Below are 19,276 nucleotides of genomic sequence, written 5' to 3'. Positions count from 1 at the left end.
ATCGCGCCGCCTTGGGGACGAACCGGAATTCCTCAATGGGCTCGCGTCAGGAGGCCGACACAAGACTGGTCAGCGCAAAGCTCCAGAAGACCCACTTCAGCCCGACGGCTTGAACGCTGGCGTGAAAAAAGGATCCCGGCCGATCCAACAGATACGCCGTCGTCACGACTATCCAGATCCAAGCGGATGTCGCCAATCCCAGCCAGCCGTTGTCCCAATGGATGCCGACGATATAGGTGCCGCCGCCGAGCGCCAGGCCGGGCCAGACTGATTTGAAGAACCGCCTAGAAAGTTCGGCCGGAAGCAGCGTGAAGACGGCCGCCTCGACGGCCATTACGGCAAAACCCATCGCCGCCAGGACGAACGGGGAAAGGCGATCCATTGCGTCGGGAACGACGCCGTCGCCCGGAGCCAATAGGCCAAGCCCGACAACCCCGCTGATCAACAGCAGGCTGCCGCCTGCGAATATCGCAAATGAGCGGCCGATGCCCGATAGGGTCAGATCATCGGCGATCAGGCGCACGGATAGTCGTGCGCCATCCATTCGCGGACGGCCTGGGTCACGCTGATGTTGCGACGGCTTTGCGGGACGGCGTTGAAACGGCTCAGGATGGCGTTGGGCGAAAAGCCGACCTTGTCCGGCATGCAGGTCGCGGGCTGACGGCCGGCCGCCTTGGCCTGGGTCTGTTCGGCGCGCACGGTGCGAACGGCGGTGCGGAACTCGGCCATCAGGCGACGGGTGTCCGAGCGCAACAGCGCGGTCGGGTTCTGAGGGATCGCATTGGCGGTGGTCAGGAATTCCTGAACCGTCATGGCGTTGGCTGCGCCGGCGAAAAGCGACAGCGCCAGGACGCCGGCTGCGATCGATCTGGTCTTCATCTGGTCCCCTCCAAAGCCCCCTTTGGCTGCGCCTAGATTGAACGGCGATATGTGTCGCAACTGGGGCGCGGAGAACGGCCAAGCTGAAGGTTTCGTAATGCAAACAAGCAAAAGGGCGCTCCGAAGAGCGCCCCTGCCTCGTTGGCGATCAGCCCGACCTCACCATTTCAGGCTGAGGCGCGCATAGCCGTAGCGACCGTTGAAACCGAAGGGCGAATAGTAGGGGAAACCCAGAACGCCGTTGGAGTTCAGCGACGCCGGCACGAAGTCCGGATATTCGTCAAACACATTGTCCACGCCGATCGCCACGCCGACACGTTCCGTAAGCTGGAACCGGCCTTCCAGATCCACGACCGTCTTGGCCCCGGTGCTGTAGTCGTTCGCCGCAGTCGATCCGGGTTGCAGCACGTCGCCATAGTAGGTGGCGCGAACCGTGGCGCCCCACTTGTCCCGGCTCCAGTCCGCCGACGCCGAAACCTTGGTGTCGGGCGTGCCGTCTTCGATGGTCAGGATGCGTTGGCGGGCGAACAGCGTCGGCACCGGGTTCAGCACCGAGGAGGACGTCGGCACGCGGTTGACCGACACATCGTTGAAGTTGGCCGCGACGGTGAAGTCGAAATCGCCGAGCGTGTCGGTCGGCAGACGATAACGCCCGACGATGTCCACGCCTTCGGTCGAGGTCGAGACCCCATTCAGGAAGAAGCGCGCGGCCTGGACGCCTTGCGGATCCAGCAGGCTGGCGACCTGGCCCGAGAACGTCCGGTTGATCAATTCGGACAGAACGATCTGATCGTCGATGTCGATCTTGTAGGCGTCGACCGTCAGGTCGAACCGGCCCAGACGAACCACCGCGCCGACCGAATAGTTGGTCGAGGTCTCGGCCTTCAGCGGACGCGCGCCAAGGGCGGTCGCGACCGCGCTGGTGGCCGGGAAGGTGCCGGTTTCGACCACGGCGCCGTTCTGGATCACCGAGGCGGTGGAGGTGAAATACGACTGCTGCAACGACGGCGCGCGGAAGGCGGTCGAGACCGAACCGCGCAGGGCGAAGCTGGGGGTGAAATCATAGCGGGCCGACAGCTTGCCCGTCTGGGTGTCGCCGAAGTCGGAATAGTCCTCGAACCGCACGGCGCCTTCGACGCGCAGCTTGTCGGTCAGGGGAATTTCGACGTCGGCGTAGGCGGCGAAGTTGTCGCGATCGACATCGACGGCGTTCGAGGGCTGGAAGCCGACGAAGCCCTGGGCGCCGCCGGTCAGGGCGGTGTTGGCGCCCAGGGGGCCGCGGTTGTAGCTCTCGGGCTGACCGGCCTCGATCTTGTAGTTTTCCCAGCGCTGCTCCAGGCCCCAGGCGAAATTCAGCGGGCCGCCGGACAGACCGACCTCGAACTCACGGCTGAAGTCGGCGCCCAGCACTAGTTGGTCATAGATCAGGCGGCCGGAATCGAAGCTGGTCGGCGAAGTCGCGCCGTAGGTGGAGTTCAGCGAATCCTCGGTGCGGAAGTCCAGAGCATTGCGGCCATAGGTCAGGCTGATGTCTGTGTTCCAGCCCGCCAGTTCGCCGCGCAGGCCGCCGGCCAGCGAGGCGTCTTTCGAATTGATGGCGACCTTCGGCAGGAAGCCGTTCGGGTAGATCGAGGCGACATTGTTGACGTTGTCGGACAGGCGAGGGAAGGCGGCGCCTTCGCTGTCGCGGTCCTGATAGCCGGCCCAGCCGTAGGCCTCCCAGCCGTTGCCCAGCCCCTTGCCGGCATTGGCGAACACGGTCCATTGCTCAACGTCCGGGTCGCCGAACCGGGCGGTGATCGCTCCGTTCGCCGCCGCGCGGGGATCATAGTCCGAGCGATTGGTCGACTCGCGATTCAGATACTCCGCCGACAGGGTCAGAAAGCCGTCGTCGCCCAGTGAGAACCCTTGCCAGGCCGAGGCCGTGACGGTGCCGCCGTCGGTCTCGTCGCGTTCACCGCGCGCGGTCTTCACCGTGGTGAAATACTGGCCGTAGGTCACGCTGGCGCCGCCGCCGCTGGAGGCCTCCTTCAGGCGCAGGTTCACCACCCCGGCGATGGCGTCCGAGCCGTACTGGGCCGAGGCGCCGTCACGCAGCACTTCAACCCGGTCCAGAGCGCCGGTCGGAATGGTGTTCAGATCGACGGCGGCCGACCCGCGCCCCACCACGCCGTTGACGTTGACCAGGGCCGAGGCATGGCGACGCGTGCCGTTGACTAGCACCAGCGTCTGGTCCGGCGACAGGCCGCGCAAGGTGATCGGGCGGATCGAGTCCGAGCCATCGTTGGCCGACGGCCGCTGGAAGGTCAGCGAGGGCACGGCCTGGGCCAGGGCGGTGGCGAATTCGGTCGTGCCGCGCGTTTGCAACGCCTCGGACGTCACGACATCGACGGGCGCCAGGGTGTCGAGGCGCGAGCGGTTCTGGACCCGCGTGCCGGTCACGACGATATCGTCCACCTGCGCCGCCTCATCGGCGACGGGTTCGGCGTTTTGAGCAAAGGCCGGGGCGGCGCTCAGCAGGGCGAAGGTCGAAACGGTTGCGAGCAGGGCCGGTGCGGCGGCCCGTTGAGAAAGAGAGCGCATTGAGAGATTTCCTAAAGTCTGTTTTTGGCGCGAGCGCGCATCGCCGCCGCTGACCGCGACGGGCTTTGAGGTCGATCCGAAGTTCAGGTGTCTTGCGGTCTCAGCCGCAACATCGCGCGATGGCGGGCGGCGTCGCCGTAAAACGGGGGGTGATCTTCATGGCCTCTCCAACCGCAAGGTCGGGGAGGTCCCGGCGGTCATGGCCATATCAGGGCGAAGGTGCGGCGGGTCAATCGACGCAGGCGGCCATGTTTTGTTGCAGCAGTCAGTAGGAAATCTATCGCCACGCAAAATGGGGCGCTCCGAAGGACGCCCCATTCGAGTGGTATATCAGTTGGCTTAGAAGCTGTAGCTCAGCCGGCCGTAGAAGAAGCGGCCGTTGAAGCCATAAGGCGAATAGCTCGGGTAACCCACCGAACCCGTCGCGCCGTTGATGTTGATCGGCGTGGCGGTTGGATATTCGTCGGTCAGGTTGTTCACGCCGACAGCGAGCGACACGCCGAACGGCAGAGTGTAGCGGCCCTCCAGATCCACGAGCAGCGCGTCGCCCGTTTCGTAGTCCAGGGTGGCGTTGTTGTTGGCGACCAGAACGCTGTCGTAGCTGGTGCCCTTCAAGGTCGCACCGAAGTCACCCAGCGACCAGTCCACGCTGGCGACGATCTTCTGTTCCGGCGTGCCTTGCTCAAACGACAGTTTGGAAGAGCGGTCGAAGAGGAAGGCGTCTGACGGGGCAATGGCGAGGTTGCTGGGAACCGCTGGCGTCTTGGTCACTTCGGTGGAGTTGAAGTTGCCCGCCAGTGTGAAATCGAACCGCCCGAAATCCTGCTGCGTCCGATAGCGCGCCACGACATCGACGCCGCTGGTCGAGGTGTCCACACCGTTCAGGAAGAACCGCGCGCCGGTCACGCCGAACGGAGCGAGCAGAGCCTGAATGGCAGCCGTGGATTGCGCCGTCTGGCTGGGCCGCGACACGCCGAGCGTCTCGGAATAGATGATCCGGTCAGCGACATCGATGCGGTAGGTGTCCACCGTCAGTTCGAAGCCTTCATGTCGGAAGACCGCGCCGAGCGAGTAGTTGGTCGAGGTCTCGGGCTCCAGCGGCTTTGAGCCCAGGGCGATCGCGATAGGATCGTCGACCCGGTACGAGCCGTTCTGCTGCAGCACCACGCCGCCCGCTGTGGCGACAAGGTTGGTGGCGATGTAGCTGAAGTACTGTTGCTGAAGGGCTGGCGATTTGAAGCCCGTCGAAATGGCGCCACGCAGGGCGAAGGCCTCGGTGAAGTCGTAGCGTCCCGAAATCTTGCCCGTGAACTGATCGCCGAAATCGGAATAGTCCTCGTAGCGCCCGGCCAGACCGACACTGAACTGTTCGGAGAATTTGCCCTCCAGGTCGATGTAAGCGCTGATGTTGTTGCGATCGACATCGACCGCATTAGATGGCGCAAAGCCAGGGAAGCCCTGCGATCCGGCGCCGCCGGCCGTGACGGGGCCCTTGTTGTAGGATGTCGGCTCGCCTGCGGTGACGTTGAAGTCCTCGCGTCGGTATTCGACTCCCAAGGCGACGTTGAGCGGTTCATACAGGTTCGCTTCGATCTGTTTCACCGCATCCACGCCGATGGTCAGTTGACCGTAGCTGAGGCCGCCGGCGTCGAACTGGGTCTGGGAGGCGGCGCCATAGGAGGCGTTCAGGGAGTTCAGGACGCGATAGTCCAACTCGTTTCGGCCGTACCCGATTGAGATGTCCCAGTCGAAGCCGGCGGCGGGGCCTTTCAGGCCGCCGTATATATTGTAGTCGTCGATGTCGGCGGCGATGATTGGCAGGAAGCCATTGGGATAGATGGCGGTGACGTTGTTTGAGTTGTTGAAGGCGCGGGCGGTCGCCGCAGCCTCGGACTTGCGCTTCTGATAGCCGCCGAAGGCATAGGCTTCCCATTCGCCGCCAAGCGGTTTTCCGGCGTTGAAATAGCCGGTGTAGGCTTCTGTATAGGGATCGCCGAAGCGACCAATGACGGTGGTCGCACTGCCTCCGTTGACCGCAGTGGTCGCCGCGTAGTCGGAGCGATTGGTGGGCTGGCGTTTCTGGACTTCGCCCGAAAGGGTCAGGAAGCCGTCGCCAAACAGGGGCAGGCCGACCCAGCCGGCGAGCGAGGTCTGTTCGCCGTCGCGGCGGCTGTGCTCGCCGCGCGCGGTCGTGAAGTCGGTGTCGTAGATGCCGTAGTTGGCGGTGATGCCGCCGCCGCTCGACGCCTGGCGCAGACGCAGATTGATGACGCCGGCGATGGCGTCGGCGCCATATTGCGCCGAAGCGCCGTCACGCAGGACTTCGACCGAGCCAAGGCTGATCGACGGAATCGTATTCAGGTCGAAGGCGGTCGAGCCACGGCCAAGCGCGCCGTTTACGTTCACCAGGGCGCCGACATGGCCGCGCTGACCGTTGATCAGGACAAGGGTCTGGTCAGGAGCAAGACCGCGCAGGGTTGCCGGACGAACGTGATCGGAGCCGTCGGAAATGGCGGGACGAGGGAAGTTGATGGACGGGGCGGTGGCGGCGAGGGCGGCGGCCAGCTCTGTGCCAGTGCCCTGTTTCGCCAGAGTTTCGCCGGTGATGACATCGACGGGCGCGACGCTGTCGAGCCGGCTGCGCCCAACGGTGCGCGTGCCGGTGACGACGATCTCATCGACATCGGTGGCTTCACTTGGCGGAGGGGTTGTCTGGGCGAACGCCGATGAGGCGATGAAGAGCGCGCTGGTGGAGGCAAAGGCCAATAGGGCCTGACGACCGTATCCGATTTTCATTGATAGTCCCCGACGATGCACGACAGCCCTCTGTGTCGGCGCTCGGCAGGCCGTCATGCCGTCGCCCTCGGTCGGCGTCTCGAAAAGCGCAATAATCTTGCGCGTATAATCGAAACGCAGGCCTCAATTGCAGGCTGTGACCGCAATGTGACGACGTCAAGCAAGCTTAATGTCTAGACATCCATTTGAGAGATCAATGATCTGGGTTTGTTGTAATCTTGTCATAGGTCAAGGTGACGATCGGCCGTGCGGTGGATGCCGTTCGCGCGCAGCAAAAAGGGCGCGTCCCTTGCGAGACGCGCCCTTGATGTGTTTCGCGATCCGGTCGGATCAGGCTTCGTCGCCGAAGCCTTCTTGTTGACCGGCGCCGCCTTCGATCAGTTCCTGGGCCGATTGTTCGGCGGCCTGGCGCTCATCGTCGAACTGGCTGCGGATCACATCCTCGCCCTTGGCTTGGCGCTCGGCCTCGTCCATCGAGCGGGCGATGTTGATCTTGACCGTGGCGCGGACCTCGGCGTGCAGGCGAACCGGCACTTCGTGGACGCCCAGGCTCTTGATCGCCGTGTTCAGGACGACCTGCGAGCGCTCGACCTTGCCGCCTTCGGCCTGGATGGCCTCGGCGACATCGCGACCGGCGACCGAACCGTACAGGTGACCGGTTTCACCGGCCTGACGGATCATGACGTAGGTCTGGCCGTCGATCTTGTCGGCGACCTTCTGTGCATCAGCCTTGTTCTTCTCGTTGCGCTGCTCGATGGCGGCGCGGTCGAGTTCGAACGCTTTCAGGTTGGCGGCGGTGGCCCGGCGGGCCTTATCGCGCGGCAGAAGGAAGTTACGGGCGAAGCCGTCCTTGACGGACACGACGTCGCCGATGGCGCCGAGATTCTCGACGCGTTCAAGCAGAACGACCTTCATCTCACTTCACCACGTAAGGCAGGAGGGCCAGATAGCGAGCGCGCTTGATGGCCTTGGCCAGTTCACGCTGCTTCTTCTGGGAGACGGCGGTGATGCGCGAAGGCACGATCTTGCCGCGTTCGGAGACGTAACGCTGCAGCAGCTTGACGTCCTTGTAATCGATCTTCGGCGCATTGGCGCCCGAGAACGGGCAGACCTTGCGGCGACGATAGAAGGGGCGGCGGCCGGCGGCGCCGGAGCCCGCCGGTGCGCCCGGGGTCGGGGCAGTGGTATCGGTCATGTTCCGGGTTCCTTATTCGGCGTCGGCGGCGGCGTCGTCGCGCGGGGTGCGCTCGCGCTCACGCTCGCGTTCACGCTCGCGGCGGGCCAGCAGCGGCGACAGTTCCAGGTCGAGTTCCTCGACGCGGACTGTCAGCCAGCGCAGCACGTCTTCGTTGATCGACAGCTGACGCTCGACTTCGGCCATAGCGGCCGGAGGGGCGTCGACGGCCAGCAGCGAATAGTGAGCCTTGCGGTTCTTCTTCACGCGGTAGGTCAGGTTGCGCAGACCCCAGTATTCGATCTTGGCGACCGAGCCGCCACCGGCGACGATCAGATCCTTGATGGTGTCATTCAGCGCTTCGGCCTGTTGCGCCGAGATATCCTGGCGCGTCATGACCGTGTGCTCGTAAAGAGCCATGCGGTAGTCTCCCTTGTGGGCGTCGGCGCGGAAACGACCGGGTAAGTCGGTCTCCACGATGGCTCCTGGCGCGGCGGCCGGACCGAACGTCCAACCCTTTGGTGCTCCGCGACAGGACCGAAGCCCTGGAAAGGCGGGGCCTATAGGCGAAAAGGGGCGAGGAAGCAAGGATGGCGGCAGACGCTTGTGGCGCCCCTCGACCCCGCCTAAACCAGCCCCATGCCGAAGCTGACGTCCGCGGTCGATCCGCAAAGCCAAAAATACAAGTCTCTGCACGCGCACAACAGCGCCCTGGTCGCCGAGTTACGCGACCATGTGGCCAAGGCCGCGCGCGGCGGGTCCGACAAATCTCGCGAGCGTCACGTCGCTCGCGGCAAGCTGTTGCCGCGCGACCGCGTCGAGCGCCTGCTAGATCCCGGCTCGCCCTTCCTGGAGATCGGGCAACTGGCTGCGCACGACATGTATGACGGCGAGGCCCCGGCGGCGGGCGTCATCGCCGGCATCGGTCGGGTCTCGGGCCGCGAGGTCATGATCGTCTGCAATGATCCCACGGTGAAGGGCGGCGCCTACTTCCCCATGACGGTGAAGAAGCACCTGCGCGCTCAGGAGATCGCCGAGCAGAACCGCCTGCCGTGCGTCTATCTGGTCGATAGCGGCGGGGCCAATCTGCCGCACCAGGCCGAGGTGTTTCCCGACCGCGACCATTTCGGCCGCATCTTTTTCAACCAGGCCCGGATGAGCGCCAAGGGCATCGCCCAGATCGCCTGCGTCATGGGCCTGTCCACCGCCGGCGGGGCCTATGTGCCGGCCATGTCGGACGAGACGATCATCGTCAGGAACCAGGGCGCCATCTTCCTGGCCGGCCCGCCGCTGGTGAAGGCCGCAACCGGCGAGGTCATTTCGGCGGAGGAGCTGGGCGGGGCCGAAACCCACGGCCGTCGCTCGGGCGTGGTCGATCATGTCGCCGAGAACGATGAGCACGCGCTGGAAATCGTGCGCTCCATCGTCGCCAATCTAAACACGACCAAGGCCGTCGATATGGATGTGCGCGAACCGCGCGCGCCGGCCTTTGACGCGGAGGAGCTGTACGGTCTGATCCCCGACGACGTGCGCGCGCCCTATGATGTGCGCGAGGTCATCGCCCGGCTGGTGGACGGGTCGGAGTTCGACGAGTTCAAGAGCCTGTACGGCTCGACCCTTGTGTGCGGGTTTGCGCGCATCTGGGGCTATCCGGTCGCCATCCTGGCCAACAACGGCGTCATCTTTTCTGAAAGCGCCCAGAAGGGCGCCCACTTCATTGAACTGGCCTGCAAGCGCAAGATTCCGCTCCTGTTCCTGCAGAACATCAGTGGCTTCATGGTCGGCGGCAAATATGAGGCGGGCGGCATCGCCAAGGACGGCGCCAAGCTGGTGACGGCCGTGGCCTCGGCCGAAGTGCCCAAGCTCACCGTCCTGATCGGCGGCAGTTTCGGCGCGGGGAACTACGGCATGTGCGGCCGGGCCTATTCGCCGCGCTTCCTGTTCACTTGGCCCAACAGCCGTATCGGGGTCATGGGTGGCGAACAGGCCGCCAGCGTCCTGGCCACCGTGCACCGCGACGCCGAGACCTGGAGCGCGGACGACGCCGAGGCCTTCAAGGCGCCGATCCGCCAGAAGTACGAGGACGAGGGCAATCCCTATTACGCCACCGCCCGCCTGTGGGACGACGGCGTCATCGACCCGGCCCAGACGCGCGATGTGCTCGGCCTGGCCATCAGCGCCAGCCTGAACGCCCCGATCCCGGAGACGACGTTCGGCCTGTTCCGGATGTGATTTGGGGTGAGCGAGGTGTGTCAGTGAGCAAGGGGTGAGCTTGTCGCTCATCCATGCCAGACTGCCGCTCAACTCTTGCTCACTCGCACTTTTCACCGAAGCGGCGCCGTTCTCGCCGTCGCGCGTTGATCCCTCGAAGGAGTTCCCCATGACCGACGAACCGACCGAAGCCGACCTGAACGCCCTGGACGTCACCGACGCCGAGGCGGCCGAGATCAACAGCATCGCCCAGCCGCTGGTGCCCGATGCAGCGCCGGACGCCGACGATGATCTGGTGCAGATCGATTCGACCACCGACGGCGTCGTCTTCGTCACCATCAACCGTCCGGCCAAGAAGAACGCCTTCGACGCCGCGACTATCGCAGCCTTACATGAGGCGTTCGAGACGCTGCACGGCGCGGACCGGGTGCGGGCCGTCTTCATTCGGGGGGCGGGCGGCACCTTCAGCGCCGGGGCCGATCTGAACTGGATGCGCGACGCCGCCGGCTGGTCCGAGAGCGACAACCGCGACGATGCCATGGGCCTGGCGAAAATGCTGAAGGCCCTGCACGACATTCCCGCCCTGACGGTGGCGGTGGTCGAGGGCAACGCCATGGGCGGCGGAGCGGGCATCGTCGCCGCCTGCGACATGGCCGTGGCGGTCGAGGGGGCGCGCTTCGCCTTCTCCGAGGTCAAGCTGGGTCTGATCCCGGCGACCATCGCCCCCTATGTGATCGAGGCCGTCGGCGCGCGCCGCGCCCGCCAGTTGTTCCTGACCGCCAACGCCTTCGACGCCGACTACGCCGCCCATGCCGGCCTGATCGACCTCGTGCTGCCCGAAGGATCGGTGGACGAGTTCATCTCGATGCTGAGCGACAGCCTGACCAACAATGCGCCGGGCGCGATGGGCGAGGCCAAGCGTCTGGTCAACGACATCGCCCACCACAAGATCGACAACGGTCTGATGGACGAAACCGCCAAACGCATCGCCCGCGCCCGCGTGTCGGATGAAGGTCGCGAGGGCGTCGCCGCCTTCCTGGACAAGCGCAAGGCCAGCTGGACGGTTTGAATGCGCTGATCGGCCGCCGGAAACGGCGGCCGACTTCAGGCGTAGTTGAAGCTGATCGAAATCCGGTCGGCCTTGGCCAGGTTGGTCGGCACCTCGTGCCGCAGCCAGCTTTCCCACATCAGCACCGTGCCTGCCTGAGGCTGCAGATAGACGAACGGCCGCTCGGCCTCGGTCGCGTCATCGGTCACCGACGGGCGGGCCATCATGAAGGGCAGGCGGGGGTCTTCCAGCTTCAGCGACGACGCGCCGTCAGGCACGTCGATATAGACGGTGCCTGACAGGAAAGCGTGCGGGTGGATGTGACCTGTATGGCCGCCGCCGGGCTTCAAGATGTTGACCCACAGATTGTCGAGGCGGGGTTTGCGGGCCAGGTCGAAGTTCAGCGCCTTGGCGTAGGCGACGGCATGGCGATCCAGATGGCGCTTCAGCTCGGCGAACTCCGGGAAGCGTTGGGGCAGGTCGTTCAGCGATCCGTAGGAGGTGTAGCCGCGATAGGCGTTGGCCTTGCACCACCGGCGGCCGGCCTCGTCCTCCTCGGCCATCATGCGGATGACGTCGATCAGCTGTTCGTTGAAGTCGGGCCAGCCACGCCCTTCGGCGAGGGAGGCTTCATAGACCTGGGTGACGAAGAGGGGGCGCAGGGACATGGGAGGGGCTTAACGCCTGCCGCGTCGCGTGAGAAGGGTCGTGCTCTACCTCTCGCTTGATGCGCACGATCCGGCTAAGACCGCTTCATGTTCAAGTCCGTCCTTGTCGCCAATCGCGGCGAAATCGCCTGCCGTGTCTTCCGCACCGCCAAGCGGATGGGGATTCGCACCATCGCCGTCTATTCCGAGGCGGACGCCAACGCCCTGCATGTGCGCGAGGCCGACGAGGCGGTGCTGATCGGTCCGGCGGCGGCGCGCGAATCTTATCTGGACGGCGCCAAGGTGCTGGCGGCGGCCAAGGCGACCGGCGCGGAGGCGATCCACCCCGGATATGGCTTCCTGAGCGAGAACGCCGACTTCGCCGAGGCCGTCGCGGCGGCAGGCCTGATCTGGATCGGGCCGGACCCATCCTCAATTCGCGCCATGGGTCTGAAGGACGCGGCCAAGGAGCTGATGATCCAGGCCGGGGTGCCGGTGACGCCGGGCTATCAGGGCGCCGATCAGTCGGAGGAAACCCTGACGGCCGAGGCGGCGCGGATCGGCTATCCGGTGCTGATCAAGGCGGTCGCGGGCGGCGGCGGCAAGGGGATGAAACGGGTCGATGATCCAGCCGATTTCGCCGCCGGTCTGGCCAGCGCCAAGCGGGAAGGGGCGGCGGCCTTCGGCGACGACCGGGTACTGATCGAACGCTACATCACCCGCCCACGCCACATCGAGGTGCAGGTGTTCGGCGACAAGCACGGCGAGGTTGTCCACCTGTACGAGCGCGACTGTTCGCTGCAACGCCGCCACCAGAAGGTGATCGAAGAGGCGCCCGCGCCGGGCATGAGCGAGGCCGTGCGCGCCGCCGTGACCGGGGCCGCGATCAAGGCGGCCCGGGCGGTCAACTACGTCGGGGCCGGGACCATCGAGTTCATCGCCGACGCCTCGGACGGGCTGAAGGCGGACGGCGTCTGGTTCATGGAGATGAACACCCGACTGCAGGTCGAGCATCCCGTGAGCGAGAGCGTGACAGGCGTCGATCTGGTCGAGTGGCAGTTCCGCGTTGCCGCGGGCGAGCCGGTCCCCCTGAAGCAGGCCGAGATCCAGCTGAACGGCTGGGCCATGGAGGCGCGGCTGTATGCCGAGGATCCGGCCAACGGATTCCTGCCTTCCATCGGCAAGCTGGAGCATTTCGTCATGCCTGAAGGCATACGCGTCGATACCGGCGTGGAGCAGGGCGGCGAGGTCAGCCAGTTCTATGATCCCATGATCGCCAAGCTGATCGTGCATGAGGACACGCGTGAGGCGGCGGCGGCGCGTCTGGCCGAGGCGGCGGGCGAGGTCGAGGTCTGGCCGGTCAAGGCCAACGCCGGCTTCCTGAAACGCTGCCTGGAGCATCCGCGCTTCGTCGCGGGCGACGTGGACACGGGCTTCATCGCGGCGGAGGAGGCGGCGTTGCAGCCGCAGCCGTCCGACGAAGCGACGCTGGCGGCCCTGACCCTGATTGCGGAAGCGGCGGCGGATGCGGTCGAGGCGCGTTCGGACCGGTTCAGTCCCTGGGGCGGCCAGCCGGGTCTGTCCTATGGCGTGCGCCTGAATGCGCCGGCGCAGACAACCGTCTGGGCCCATGTCGACGGTCAGGGCGTGTCCGCTGCGGTGACGCCGGTCGAAACGGGCTGGCGCGGTTCTCAAGGAGAAGTGGCCCACGTCGGGTTCGACCAGGTTCAGGCGGGGGATCGCCTGTTCGGCTATCAGGCCGTCGATGACGGGTTCGTCCTGTTCGTCGATGGCGAGGCGCGTCGCGTCACGCCCTATCGCGCCGCCGTGGGTTCAGGCGCGGGCGCGGTGTCGGATGGTTCGCTGCGCGCGCCCATGCCGGGCAAGATCGTGGCTACGCCGGTCAAGGCCGGCGATGCGGTGACGAAGGGCCAGCCGGTCGTGGTGCTGGAAGCCATGAAGATGGAACACGCCCTGACCGCGCCGTTCGACGGCGTGGTGGAAAGCGTCGCGTCTCTTGGCGACCAGGTCGTCGAGGCGGCCGTGCTGGCGGTGGTGAAGGCGGACTAAAGCCCCACGCCGCCGATCGGGCGCGTCACGACCGTGTCGCCCCATAGCGCGATCAAGCCGAGCGCCGGACGCATCACTCTGGATTCGCGGATCGTGTTGAACCAGGCATCGTGCGAGGCCTTGCTCATCCAGACCTCTGTGACGAGCAGGGCGTCGGCGTCATTCACATCGTGCGCCACGACGTAGCTGTGGCAGCCCGGTCGCTTCACATTGGGATCCAGCAGGCAGAGGCCCAGTTCGTCGCGGCGGCCGGGATGGGCCGTCAGGCGGGTAATCAATCCGTACATACTGGTCCTAAAGGCGCTGGGCGAACTGAGCGGCGCGAGCCGATGGTTAGCCCTCTAAGATTAAGAATCTGGCCAATGCGTTTAAGGGGCACTACGTGGTCGCCATGCCGCTTCACATGATCAAGCTGGGCGTCGGGGTGCCGGACGTCGAATGGCTGGAAACCCGCGCCGCCAAGGGCGGGCCGCTGGTGGTTCATACGCGAATGACACCGAAACGGGCGACCGAGATCGAGGACGGCGGCTCGCTTTACTGGGTGGTGAAGGGAACGATCGTCTGTCGACAGCCGGTGCTGGACATCACAACCTTGGGCGAGGGCAAGCAGAGCCGATGCGAGATCACGCTCGAACCCAAAGTCATTCGCACCGCGCCCATGGCTCGGCGTCCCTTCCAGGGTTGGCGATATTTCGAGCCAAAAGATGCGCCGGTCGATCTGACCGACCTCGACGCTGGCGAGGCTCCGGAAGAACTGGTGCGTCAGCTGCGCGAACTGGGCGCCTGGTAGGCCAAGCCCTCAAAGTTTTTGGGAGTTGACCCCGGCGAGTCGGCGTGGCCTGTGCCGCGTCCGATGATCGCGCTCAGCCCCCAGACCCGTACCGCCTTCCGCGACCTGCTGAACCTGGCATGGCCGGTGATCCTGGCGCGCATCGGCATCATGACCATGGGGCTGACCGACGCCATCGTGGTGGGCAACTATTCCAGCCAGGAACTGGCGTTCCATTCTCTGGCCTGGGCGCCGACGTCGATCGTGGTGACGACGGCGGTGGGCCTGATGCTGGGCGTGCAGGTGATGACGGCGCGGATGCTGGGCGAGGGGCGTCGGCACGCGGTCGGCTCGGTGCTGCGTCGCGGCCTGACCTATTCGTTGCAGATCGGCGTCGTGTCGATGATCGCCCTGATCGCCATTGGCCCGTGGGGACTGGGCAAGCTGGGGCTGGAGGACGGTCTGGCGGAGGGCGCGGGGCCTGCCCTGGTGGTGTTCGCCCTGTCCATGCCCTTCTATCTGATCTCGGTGACGGGCCAGTTCTTCCTGGAGGCTCTGGGCCGGCCCAAGCCCGGCATGGTGGCCATGTGGGTGGCGAACGGGGTCAATCTGGTGCTGAACATCGTGCTGGTCCCGGACCTGCTCGGCTTCGGCTTCGACGGCGCCTTCGCCTCGGCCTGGGCGACGTTCGGGGCGCGGGCGGCGCTGGCGATCTTTCTGGTGATCTACATCCTGCGTCTGCCCGAGGCGCGGGCGCTGGGCATCTTCGACAAGCCCGAGCGCGATCCCAAGGCCGCGCGCGAACAGGTCAAGGTCGGCCTGGGCGCCGGCGCATCCTATTTCATCGAGGTCGGGGCCTTTTCCGGTTTCACCTTCTTCGCCGGTCAGATCGGTACGGCGGAGACGGCGGCCTGGGCGGTTGTGCTCAACGTCTCGGCCATCGTCTTCATGCTGCCGATGGGGCTGTCGTCAGCGACCGCGGTGCTGGTGGGGCGCAGCTATGGCGCCGGCGACGGGCGAGGGGTGATGCGCGCCGGGCTGGTCGGGCTGGGCGTCGTCACGGCCCTGACATTGGTTGTCGCCCTGCTGGTTTGGCCCAGCGCCCATCTGATCGTCGGCGCCTATAATCGCGATCCGGCCCTGCTGGCCATCGCCGCTCCGGCCCTGGTGCTGGCGACGTTGTTCTTTGTGGCGGACGGCATTCAGGTCGTGGCGGCCCAGGCCAACCGCGCGGCAGGCGACGTCTGGTGGCCCACCATCATGCATTTCGCCGCCTACGGCGCGGTGATGATGCCGCTGGGCTGGGTTTTGGCGCATCAGATGGGCGTCAACGGCCTGGTCTGGGCGGTGGTGATCGCCAGCCTGGCGTCCTCGACCCTGCTGACCGGGCGTTTCATCCGTATTGCGCGCCGTCTGCCGCAAGGCGTTTGAGGAAACCGCGCCGCCGCTCTATATCCCTGCGCTTCCCCGAACACCTGGACGATCATGGCCCGCATCCTCATCACCTCGGCGCTGCCCTACATCAATGGCATCAAGCACCTGGGGAATCTGGCGGGCTCGATGTTGCCGGCCGACGTCTGGGCGCGGTTTAAGCGGGCCCAGGGGCATGAGGTCCTCTATATCTGCGCCACCGACGAGCACGGCACCCCGGCCGAGCTGGCCGCCGCGGCCGCCGGTCAGGATGTGCGGACCTATTGCGACGAGCAGCACGAAATCCAGAAGGCCGCGGGTCAGGCGTTCGGCCTGAGTTACGACTGGTTCGGCCGGTCGTCGAACCCGCAGAACCATCGCCTGACCCAGCATTTCGCCGAGGCGCTGGAGAAGAACGGCCTGATCGAGGAGCGGGTGGATCGGATGATCTATTCGATCGACGACGCCCGCTTCCTGCCCGACCGCTATGTCGAGGGAACCTGCCCCCACTGCGGCCATGTCGGCGCGCGCGGCGATCAGTGCGACAACTGCGGACGCCTGCTGGATCCGACCGACCTGATCGATCCCTATTCCTCAGTGTCGGGCTCCAAGAACCTGGAGGTGCGCGACACGCGTCACCTCTATCTGCTCCAGACCAAGATCGAGCCCGAGATCCGCGCCTGGGTCGACGGCAAGAGCGGCTGGCAGGTGCTGGCCAAGTCCATCGCGTACAAACATCTGGACGAGGGGCTGATCGACCGGGGCATCACCCGCGACCTGGCCTGGGGCGTGCCGGTGACCAAGGACGGCTTTCCGCGCCCGGGCATGGAGGACAAGGTCTTCTACGTCTGGTTCGACGCCCCCATCGAATACATCGCCGCGACCGAGGAATGGGCCGAGGCGACGGGCGGGTCGTGGCGTGACTGGTGGCGTCTGGACGAGGGGGCAGAGGACGTTCGCTATGTCCAGTTCATGGGCAAGGACAACGTCGCCTTCCACACCGTCAGCTTCCCCGCGACCATCATCGGCTCGGGCGAGCCGTGGAAGACGGTGGACCAGCTGAAAGCGTTCAACTGGCTGAACTGGTACGGCGGCAAGTTCTCCACCAGCCAGAAGCGCGGCGTCTTCATGGATCAGGCGCTGGACCTGCTGCCGGCCGACTACTGGCGCTGGCGCCTGACGGCCTATGGGCCGGAGCACGCGGATTCAGCCTTCACTTGGGAGGACTTCCAGGCCTCGACCAACAAAGACCTGGCCGATGTGCTGGGCAATTTCGTCAACCGCATCGTCAAGTTCGCGGAATCCAAGTTCGACGGCGTGGTGCCCGAGGGCGGCGAGGCCGGACCAGTCGAAATCCAGCTGGAGGCCGACATCAACGCCGCCGTCGCCGAGGCGACCGAACAGCTGGAGGCGATGGAGTTTAGAAAGGCCGCTGTCGCCATCCGCGCCGCCTGGGTGTTGGGCAACGAGTATCTGCAGGTGGCGGCGCCCTGGACGGCGCTGAAGACCGATCGCGACCGCGCGGCGGTGGGGGTGCGCACGGGTCTGAACCTGGTGGCCCTGTTCGCGCGTCTGGCCGCGCCGATCCTGCCGTTCACCGCGCCCAAGATCGCGGCGTCGGTTGGGATGGAGGACCTGAGCTGGCCTGGCGCCGACGAGGATTTGCTGAACCGTCTGCCTGTGGGCGGCAAGGTGGAAGCTCAGGGCGTGCTGTTCGCCAAGATCGAGGACGCCCAGGTCGCGGAATGGTCCGAACGCTTCGGCGGCGCGGACGCCTGATCCGAAAGGGATAAGCGATGACGCCGACCCTGACGCCCCTGACTGACCAAGCGCGCGCCGCCATTCGCGAACGGCTGGCGCGCACGGGGCGGGCGCAGATCGACGGCGTCTTGGCTGTGACTGACGCGCAAGCGCTCTACGACGCGGCGACGGCCGCCGATTACAACGTCGTGACGCGACGCGGGACCGGCCATGTCGATCTGCCCGCCGCCTGGCTGGCCTCTCTGACGCCGGATCAGAAACAGGCGTTGGCTCAGGCGGTGCAGGTCTCGGCCCAGGCGGACTTCCAGTATTTGTACGACAATCACCCGATCTACGATCTGGTTCAGGCCGGGCAGGCGGCGCCGGTGTGGGCCGATCTGTTGGCCTTCCTAAACGGCGAGGCCTTCCTGGGCTTGATGCGGGACGTGACAGGCGAGCCGCGGCTCGCCTTGGCCGATGCGCAACTGACCCGTTATCGCGCCGGCCATTTTCTGACCGAGCATGACGATCACGCCGAGGGCAAGAATCGCTTCTTCGCCTATGTGCTGAACCTGACGCCGGCGTGGCGGATCGAATGGGGCGGCCTTCTGGCTTTCCATGGCGCCGACGGCAATGTGGCGGAGGCCTTTACGCCGCGCTTCAACACCCTGAACCTGCTGAAGGTGCCGACGCCCCATTCGGTGACGCAGGTCGCCCTGTCGGCGGCGGCGGACCGGATTTCAGTTACCGGCTGGCTGCGCGGTCGCTGATCAGTCCTGCTCGGCGAACACGACCGGAAGCCCCGCCGCATTCCAGGCCTGGATGCCGCCGGTCAGGTTGAACAGCGGCTGGCCGTCGGGGCCGGTCGGGCCGACGAAGGCGCAGACCTGATGGCTGCGGCCGCCCTTCAGGCATTGAACGATGATCTTCTTGTCGGCCGGAAGGTCCAGCGCCTCCCAGGCGGCGGGCATCTGGCTGAGCGGGGCCAGGATCGCGCCGTCGATGCGGGCGGCGGCGAACTCGTCCGGCTCGCGCACATCGATCAGCACCGCTTCGCCGGCTTGCAGCCAGGCGGCGGCCTCTTCGACTGTGACGGTGGCGACCGTCATGGCGCGACCGTTGGTTCGGCGGGCGCCGGCGTTGGGCTGTCCTCTGTGCGCTTCTGGCCCAGATGTTTGGCCGCTTCCTCGGGACCGATCTCAAGGAAGGCGGGGGCCGAGGCGTTGAACTCGTCCATATGGCCGGTGCGGACCACCACCTGACGGGCGCCGTCCCAGATCATGTGCAGGGCGACATACAGAACGACGACCAGACCGATATAGCCGATCCAGCTGAAGCGATGCAGCAGCTTGGCGATATAGGTGGCGGCGACGCCCATCAGGGCGATCGACAGCACCAGGCCGAAGACCATGATCCAAGGGTGTTCGTGCGCGGCGCCGGCGACGGCCAGCACATTGTCCAGCGACATGGTGATGTCGGCGACCATGATCTGAAGCAGGGCGGCGCCGAAGCTCTTGCGCTTCAGGCCCAGTTCCTCGGGCGACGGTCCAGAGCCGTGCTCGATGCTCATGGCCAGTTCGAGTTCCTTTTCGGCCTCGGCCTGGTCGTGCGTCGCTTGCTCGCGCAGTTCGCGCCACATCTTCCAGCACACCCACAGCAGCAGCAGGCCGCCGGCCAGCAACAGGCCGACCAGAGCTAGAAGCTGCACGGTGATCAGCGCAAAGCCGATTCGCATGACGACGGCGGCGGCCAGGCCGATCAGAATGGCCTTCTTGCGCTGGTCCTGGGGCAGGGCGGCGGCGGCCAGGCCCACGGCGACGGCGTTGTCGCCGGCCAGGACCAGATCCATCAGCAAGACCTGGCCCAGGGCCGTGGCTTGGCTGGCGAGTTCGGGAGACGAGAGGAATTCCATTTCCGCTCCTTAGCCTCGGTGCGGCGTTCTGTCAGCA

At 65.8% G+C, this 19,276-nt stretch carries 18 protein-coding genes; 7 read left to right on the top strand and 11 right to left on the bottom strand.

The annotated features are described in order from the left end of the window. Positions 1–46 precede the first annotated feature (46 nt). The 7 genes from PFY01_RS12025 to rpsF form a co-directional block, all read right to left on the bottom strand. Complete coding sequence (locus PFY01_RS12025) at positions 47–523, bottom strand: hypothetical protein (RefSeq protein ID WP_271041440.1); 477 nt, start codon at positions 521–523, stop codon at positions 47–49. Continuing rightward, on the bottom strand, positions 514–879 hold the full coding sequence (locus PFY01_RS12020; protein WP_271041439.1) for a hypothetical protein: 366 nt from the start codon (positions 877–879) through the stop codon (positions 514–516). Before PFY01_RS12020 ends, PFY01_RS12025 begins: the two co-directional genes overlap by 10 nt. 159 nt (positions 880–1,038) lie before the next feature. Next, positions 1,039–3,462, bottom strand: coding sequence for a TonB-dependent receptor plug domain-containing protein (locus tag PFY01_RS12015; protein ID WP_271041438.1), 2,424 nt, complete (start codon positions 3,460–3,462; stop codon positions 1,039–1,041). A gap of 339 nt (positions 3,463–3,801) precedes the next feature. After that, entirely contained in the window at positions 3,802–6,258 is a 2,457-nt protein-coding gene (locus tag PFY01_RS12010; RefSeq protein WP_271041437.1) for a TonB-dependent receptor plug domain-containing protein, read from the bottom strand. A 330-nt stretch (positions 6,259–6,588) separates the two neighbouring features. Then, positions 6,589–7,173: a 50S ribosomal protein L9 gene (rplI, locus tag PFY01_RS12005; protein ID WP_055754943.1), complete on the bottom strand. Its 585-nt coding sequence runs from the start codon at positions 7,171–7,173 to the stop codon at positions 6,589–6,591. Between the two features lies 1 nt (position 7,174). Then, the gene (rpsR, locus tag PFY01_RS12000; protein WP_008259463.1) at positions 7,175–7,453 is read right to left on the bottom strand and encodes a 30S ribosomal protein S18; all 279 of its coding nucleotides are present in this window, start codon (positions 7,451–7,453) and stop codon (positions 7,175–7,177) included. Between the two features lie 12 nt (positions 7,454–7,465). Further along, positions 7,466–7,852 carry a 30S ribosomal protein S6 gene (gene rpsF / locus PFY01_RS11995; RefSeq protein ID WP_026108635.1) on the bottom strand — a complete coding sequence of 129 codons (387 nt, stop codon included), beginning with the start codon at positions 7,850–7,852 and terminating at the stop codon, positions 7,466–7,468. A gap of 219 nt (positions 7,853–8,071) precedes the next feature. Here rpsF and PFY01_RS11990 point away from each other — a divergent pair, with 219 nt between their 5' ends. Both PFY01_RS11990 and PFY01_RS11985 read left to right on the top strand, forming a co-directional pair. Further along, positions 8,072–9,664 carry a carboxyl transferase domain-containing protein gene (locus tag PFY01_RS11990; protein WP_271041436.1) on the top strand — a complete coding sequence of 531 codons (1,593 nt, stop codon included), beginning with the start codon at positions 8,072–8,074 and terminating at the stop codon, positions 9,662–9,664. Between the two features lie 148 nt (positions 9,665–9,812). Beyond that, positions 9,813–10,712, top strand: a complete 900-nt coding sequence (locus PFY01_RS11985) for an enoyl-CoA hydratase-related protein (protein ID WP_271041435.1) — start codon at positions 9,813–9,815, stop codon at positions 10,710–10,712. 35 nt (positions 10,713–10,747) lie between these two features. On the opposite strand, the gene PFY01_RS11980 is transcribed toward PFY01_RS11985, so the two are convergent. Then, the gene (locus PFY01_RS11980) at positions 10,748–11,359 is read right to left on the bottom strand and encodes a TIGR02466 family protein (RefSeq protein WP_271041434.1); all 612 of its coding nucleotides are present in this window, start codon (positions 11,357–11,359) and stop codon (positions 10,748–10,750) included. Positions 11,360–11,446: 87 nt separating this feature from the next. On the opposite strand from PFY01_RS11980, the gene PFY01_RS11975 reads away from it, so the two are divergent. Further along, on the top strand, positions 11,447–13,408 hold the full coding sequence (locus tag PFY01_RS11975) for an acetyl/propionyl/methylcrotonyl-CoA carboxylase subunit alpha (RefSeq protein ID WP_271041433.1): 1,962 nt from the start codon (positions 11,447–11,449) through the stop codon (positions 13,406–13,408). Here PFY01_RS11975 and PFY01_RS11970 read toward each other — a convergent pair. Next, positions 13,405–13,695: a putative quinol monooxygenase gene (locus PFY01_RS11970; protein WP_039247635.1), complete on the bottom strand. Its 291-nt coding sequence runs from the start codon at positions 13,693–13,695 to the stop codon at positions 13,405–13,407. The genes PFY01_RS11975 and PFY01_RS11970 overlap by 4 nt on opposite strands. A 104-nt stretch (positions 13,696–13,799) precedes the next feature. Here PFY01_RS11970 and PFY01_RS11965 point away from each other — a divergent pair, with 104 nt between their 5' ends. Genes PFY01_RS11965 through PFY01_RS11950 form a run of 4 tightly spaced genes read left to right on the top strand, consistent with a single transcriptional unit; the run spans position 13,800 to position 18,097 of the window. Continuing rightward, on the top strand, positions 13,800–14,198 hold the full coding sequence (locus PFY01_RS11965) for a DUF1489 family protein (protein ID WP_045810585.1): 399 nt from the start codon (positions 13,800–13,802) through the stop codon (positions 14,196–14,198). Between the two features lie 51 nt (positions 14,199–14,249). Further along, positions 14,250–15,608, top strand: coding sequence for an MATE family efflux transporter (locus tag PFY01_RS11960; RefSeq protein WP_231576604.1), 1,359 nt, complete (start codon positions 14,250–14,252; stop codon positions 15,606–15,608). A 54-nt stretch (positions 15,609–15,662) separates the two neighbouring features. Next, positions 15,663–17,366 (top strand): methionine--tRNA ligase, encoded by a 1,704-nt coding sequence (metG, locus tag PFY01_RS11955; RefSeq protein ID WP_271041432.1) that lies wholly within the window; start codon positions 15,663–15,665, stop codon positions 17,364–17,366. Between the two features lie 17 nt (positions 17,367–17,383). Next, a complete protein-coding gene (locus PFY01_RS11950; protein WP_271041431.1) occupies positions 17,384–18,097 on the top strand; it encodes a 2OG-Fe(II) oxygenase in 714 nt (237 codons plus the stop codon). Here PFY01_RS11950 and PFY01_RS11945 read toward each other — a convergent pair whose 3' ends face one another. Continuing rightward, the gene (locus PFY01_RS11945) at positions 18,098–18,436 is read right to left on the bottom strand and encodes a rhodanese-like domain-containing protein (protein ID WP_153923187.1); all 339 of its coding nucleotides are present in this window, start codon (positions 18,434–18,436) and stop codon (positions 18,098–18,100) included. Beyond that, positions 18,433–19,239 carry a TerC family protein gene (locus PFY01_RS11940; protein ID WP_055754934.1) on the bottom strand — a complete coding sequence of 269 codons (807 nt, stop codon included), beginning with the start codon at positions 19,237–19,239 and terminating at the stop codon, positions 18,433–18,435. Before PFY01_RS11940 ends, PFY01_RS11945 begins: the two co-directional genes overlap by 4 nt. Between the last annotated feature and the right edge of the window lie 37 nt (positions 19,240–19,276).

The sequence above is a fragment of the Brevundimonas vesicularis genome (assembly GCF_027886425.1).
Taxonomy (GTDB): domain Bacteria; phylum Pseudomonadota; class Alphaproteobacteria; order Caulobacterales; family Caulobacteraceae; genus Brevundimonas; species Brevundimonas vesicularis_C.
This window is presented reverse-complemented; position numbering and strand designations above follow the sequence as displayed.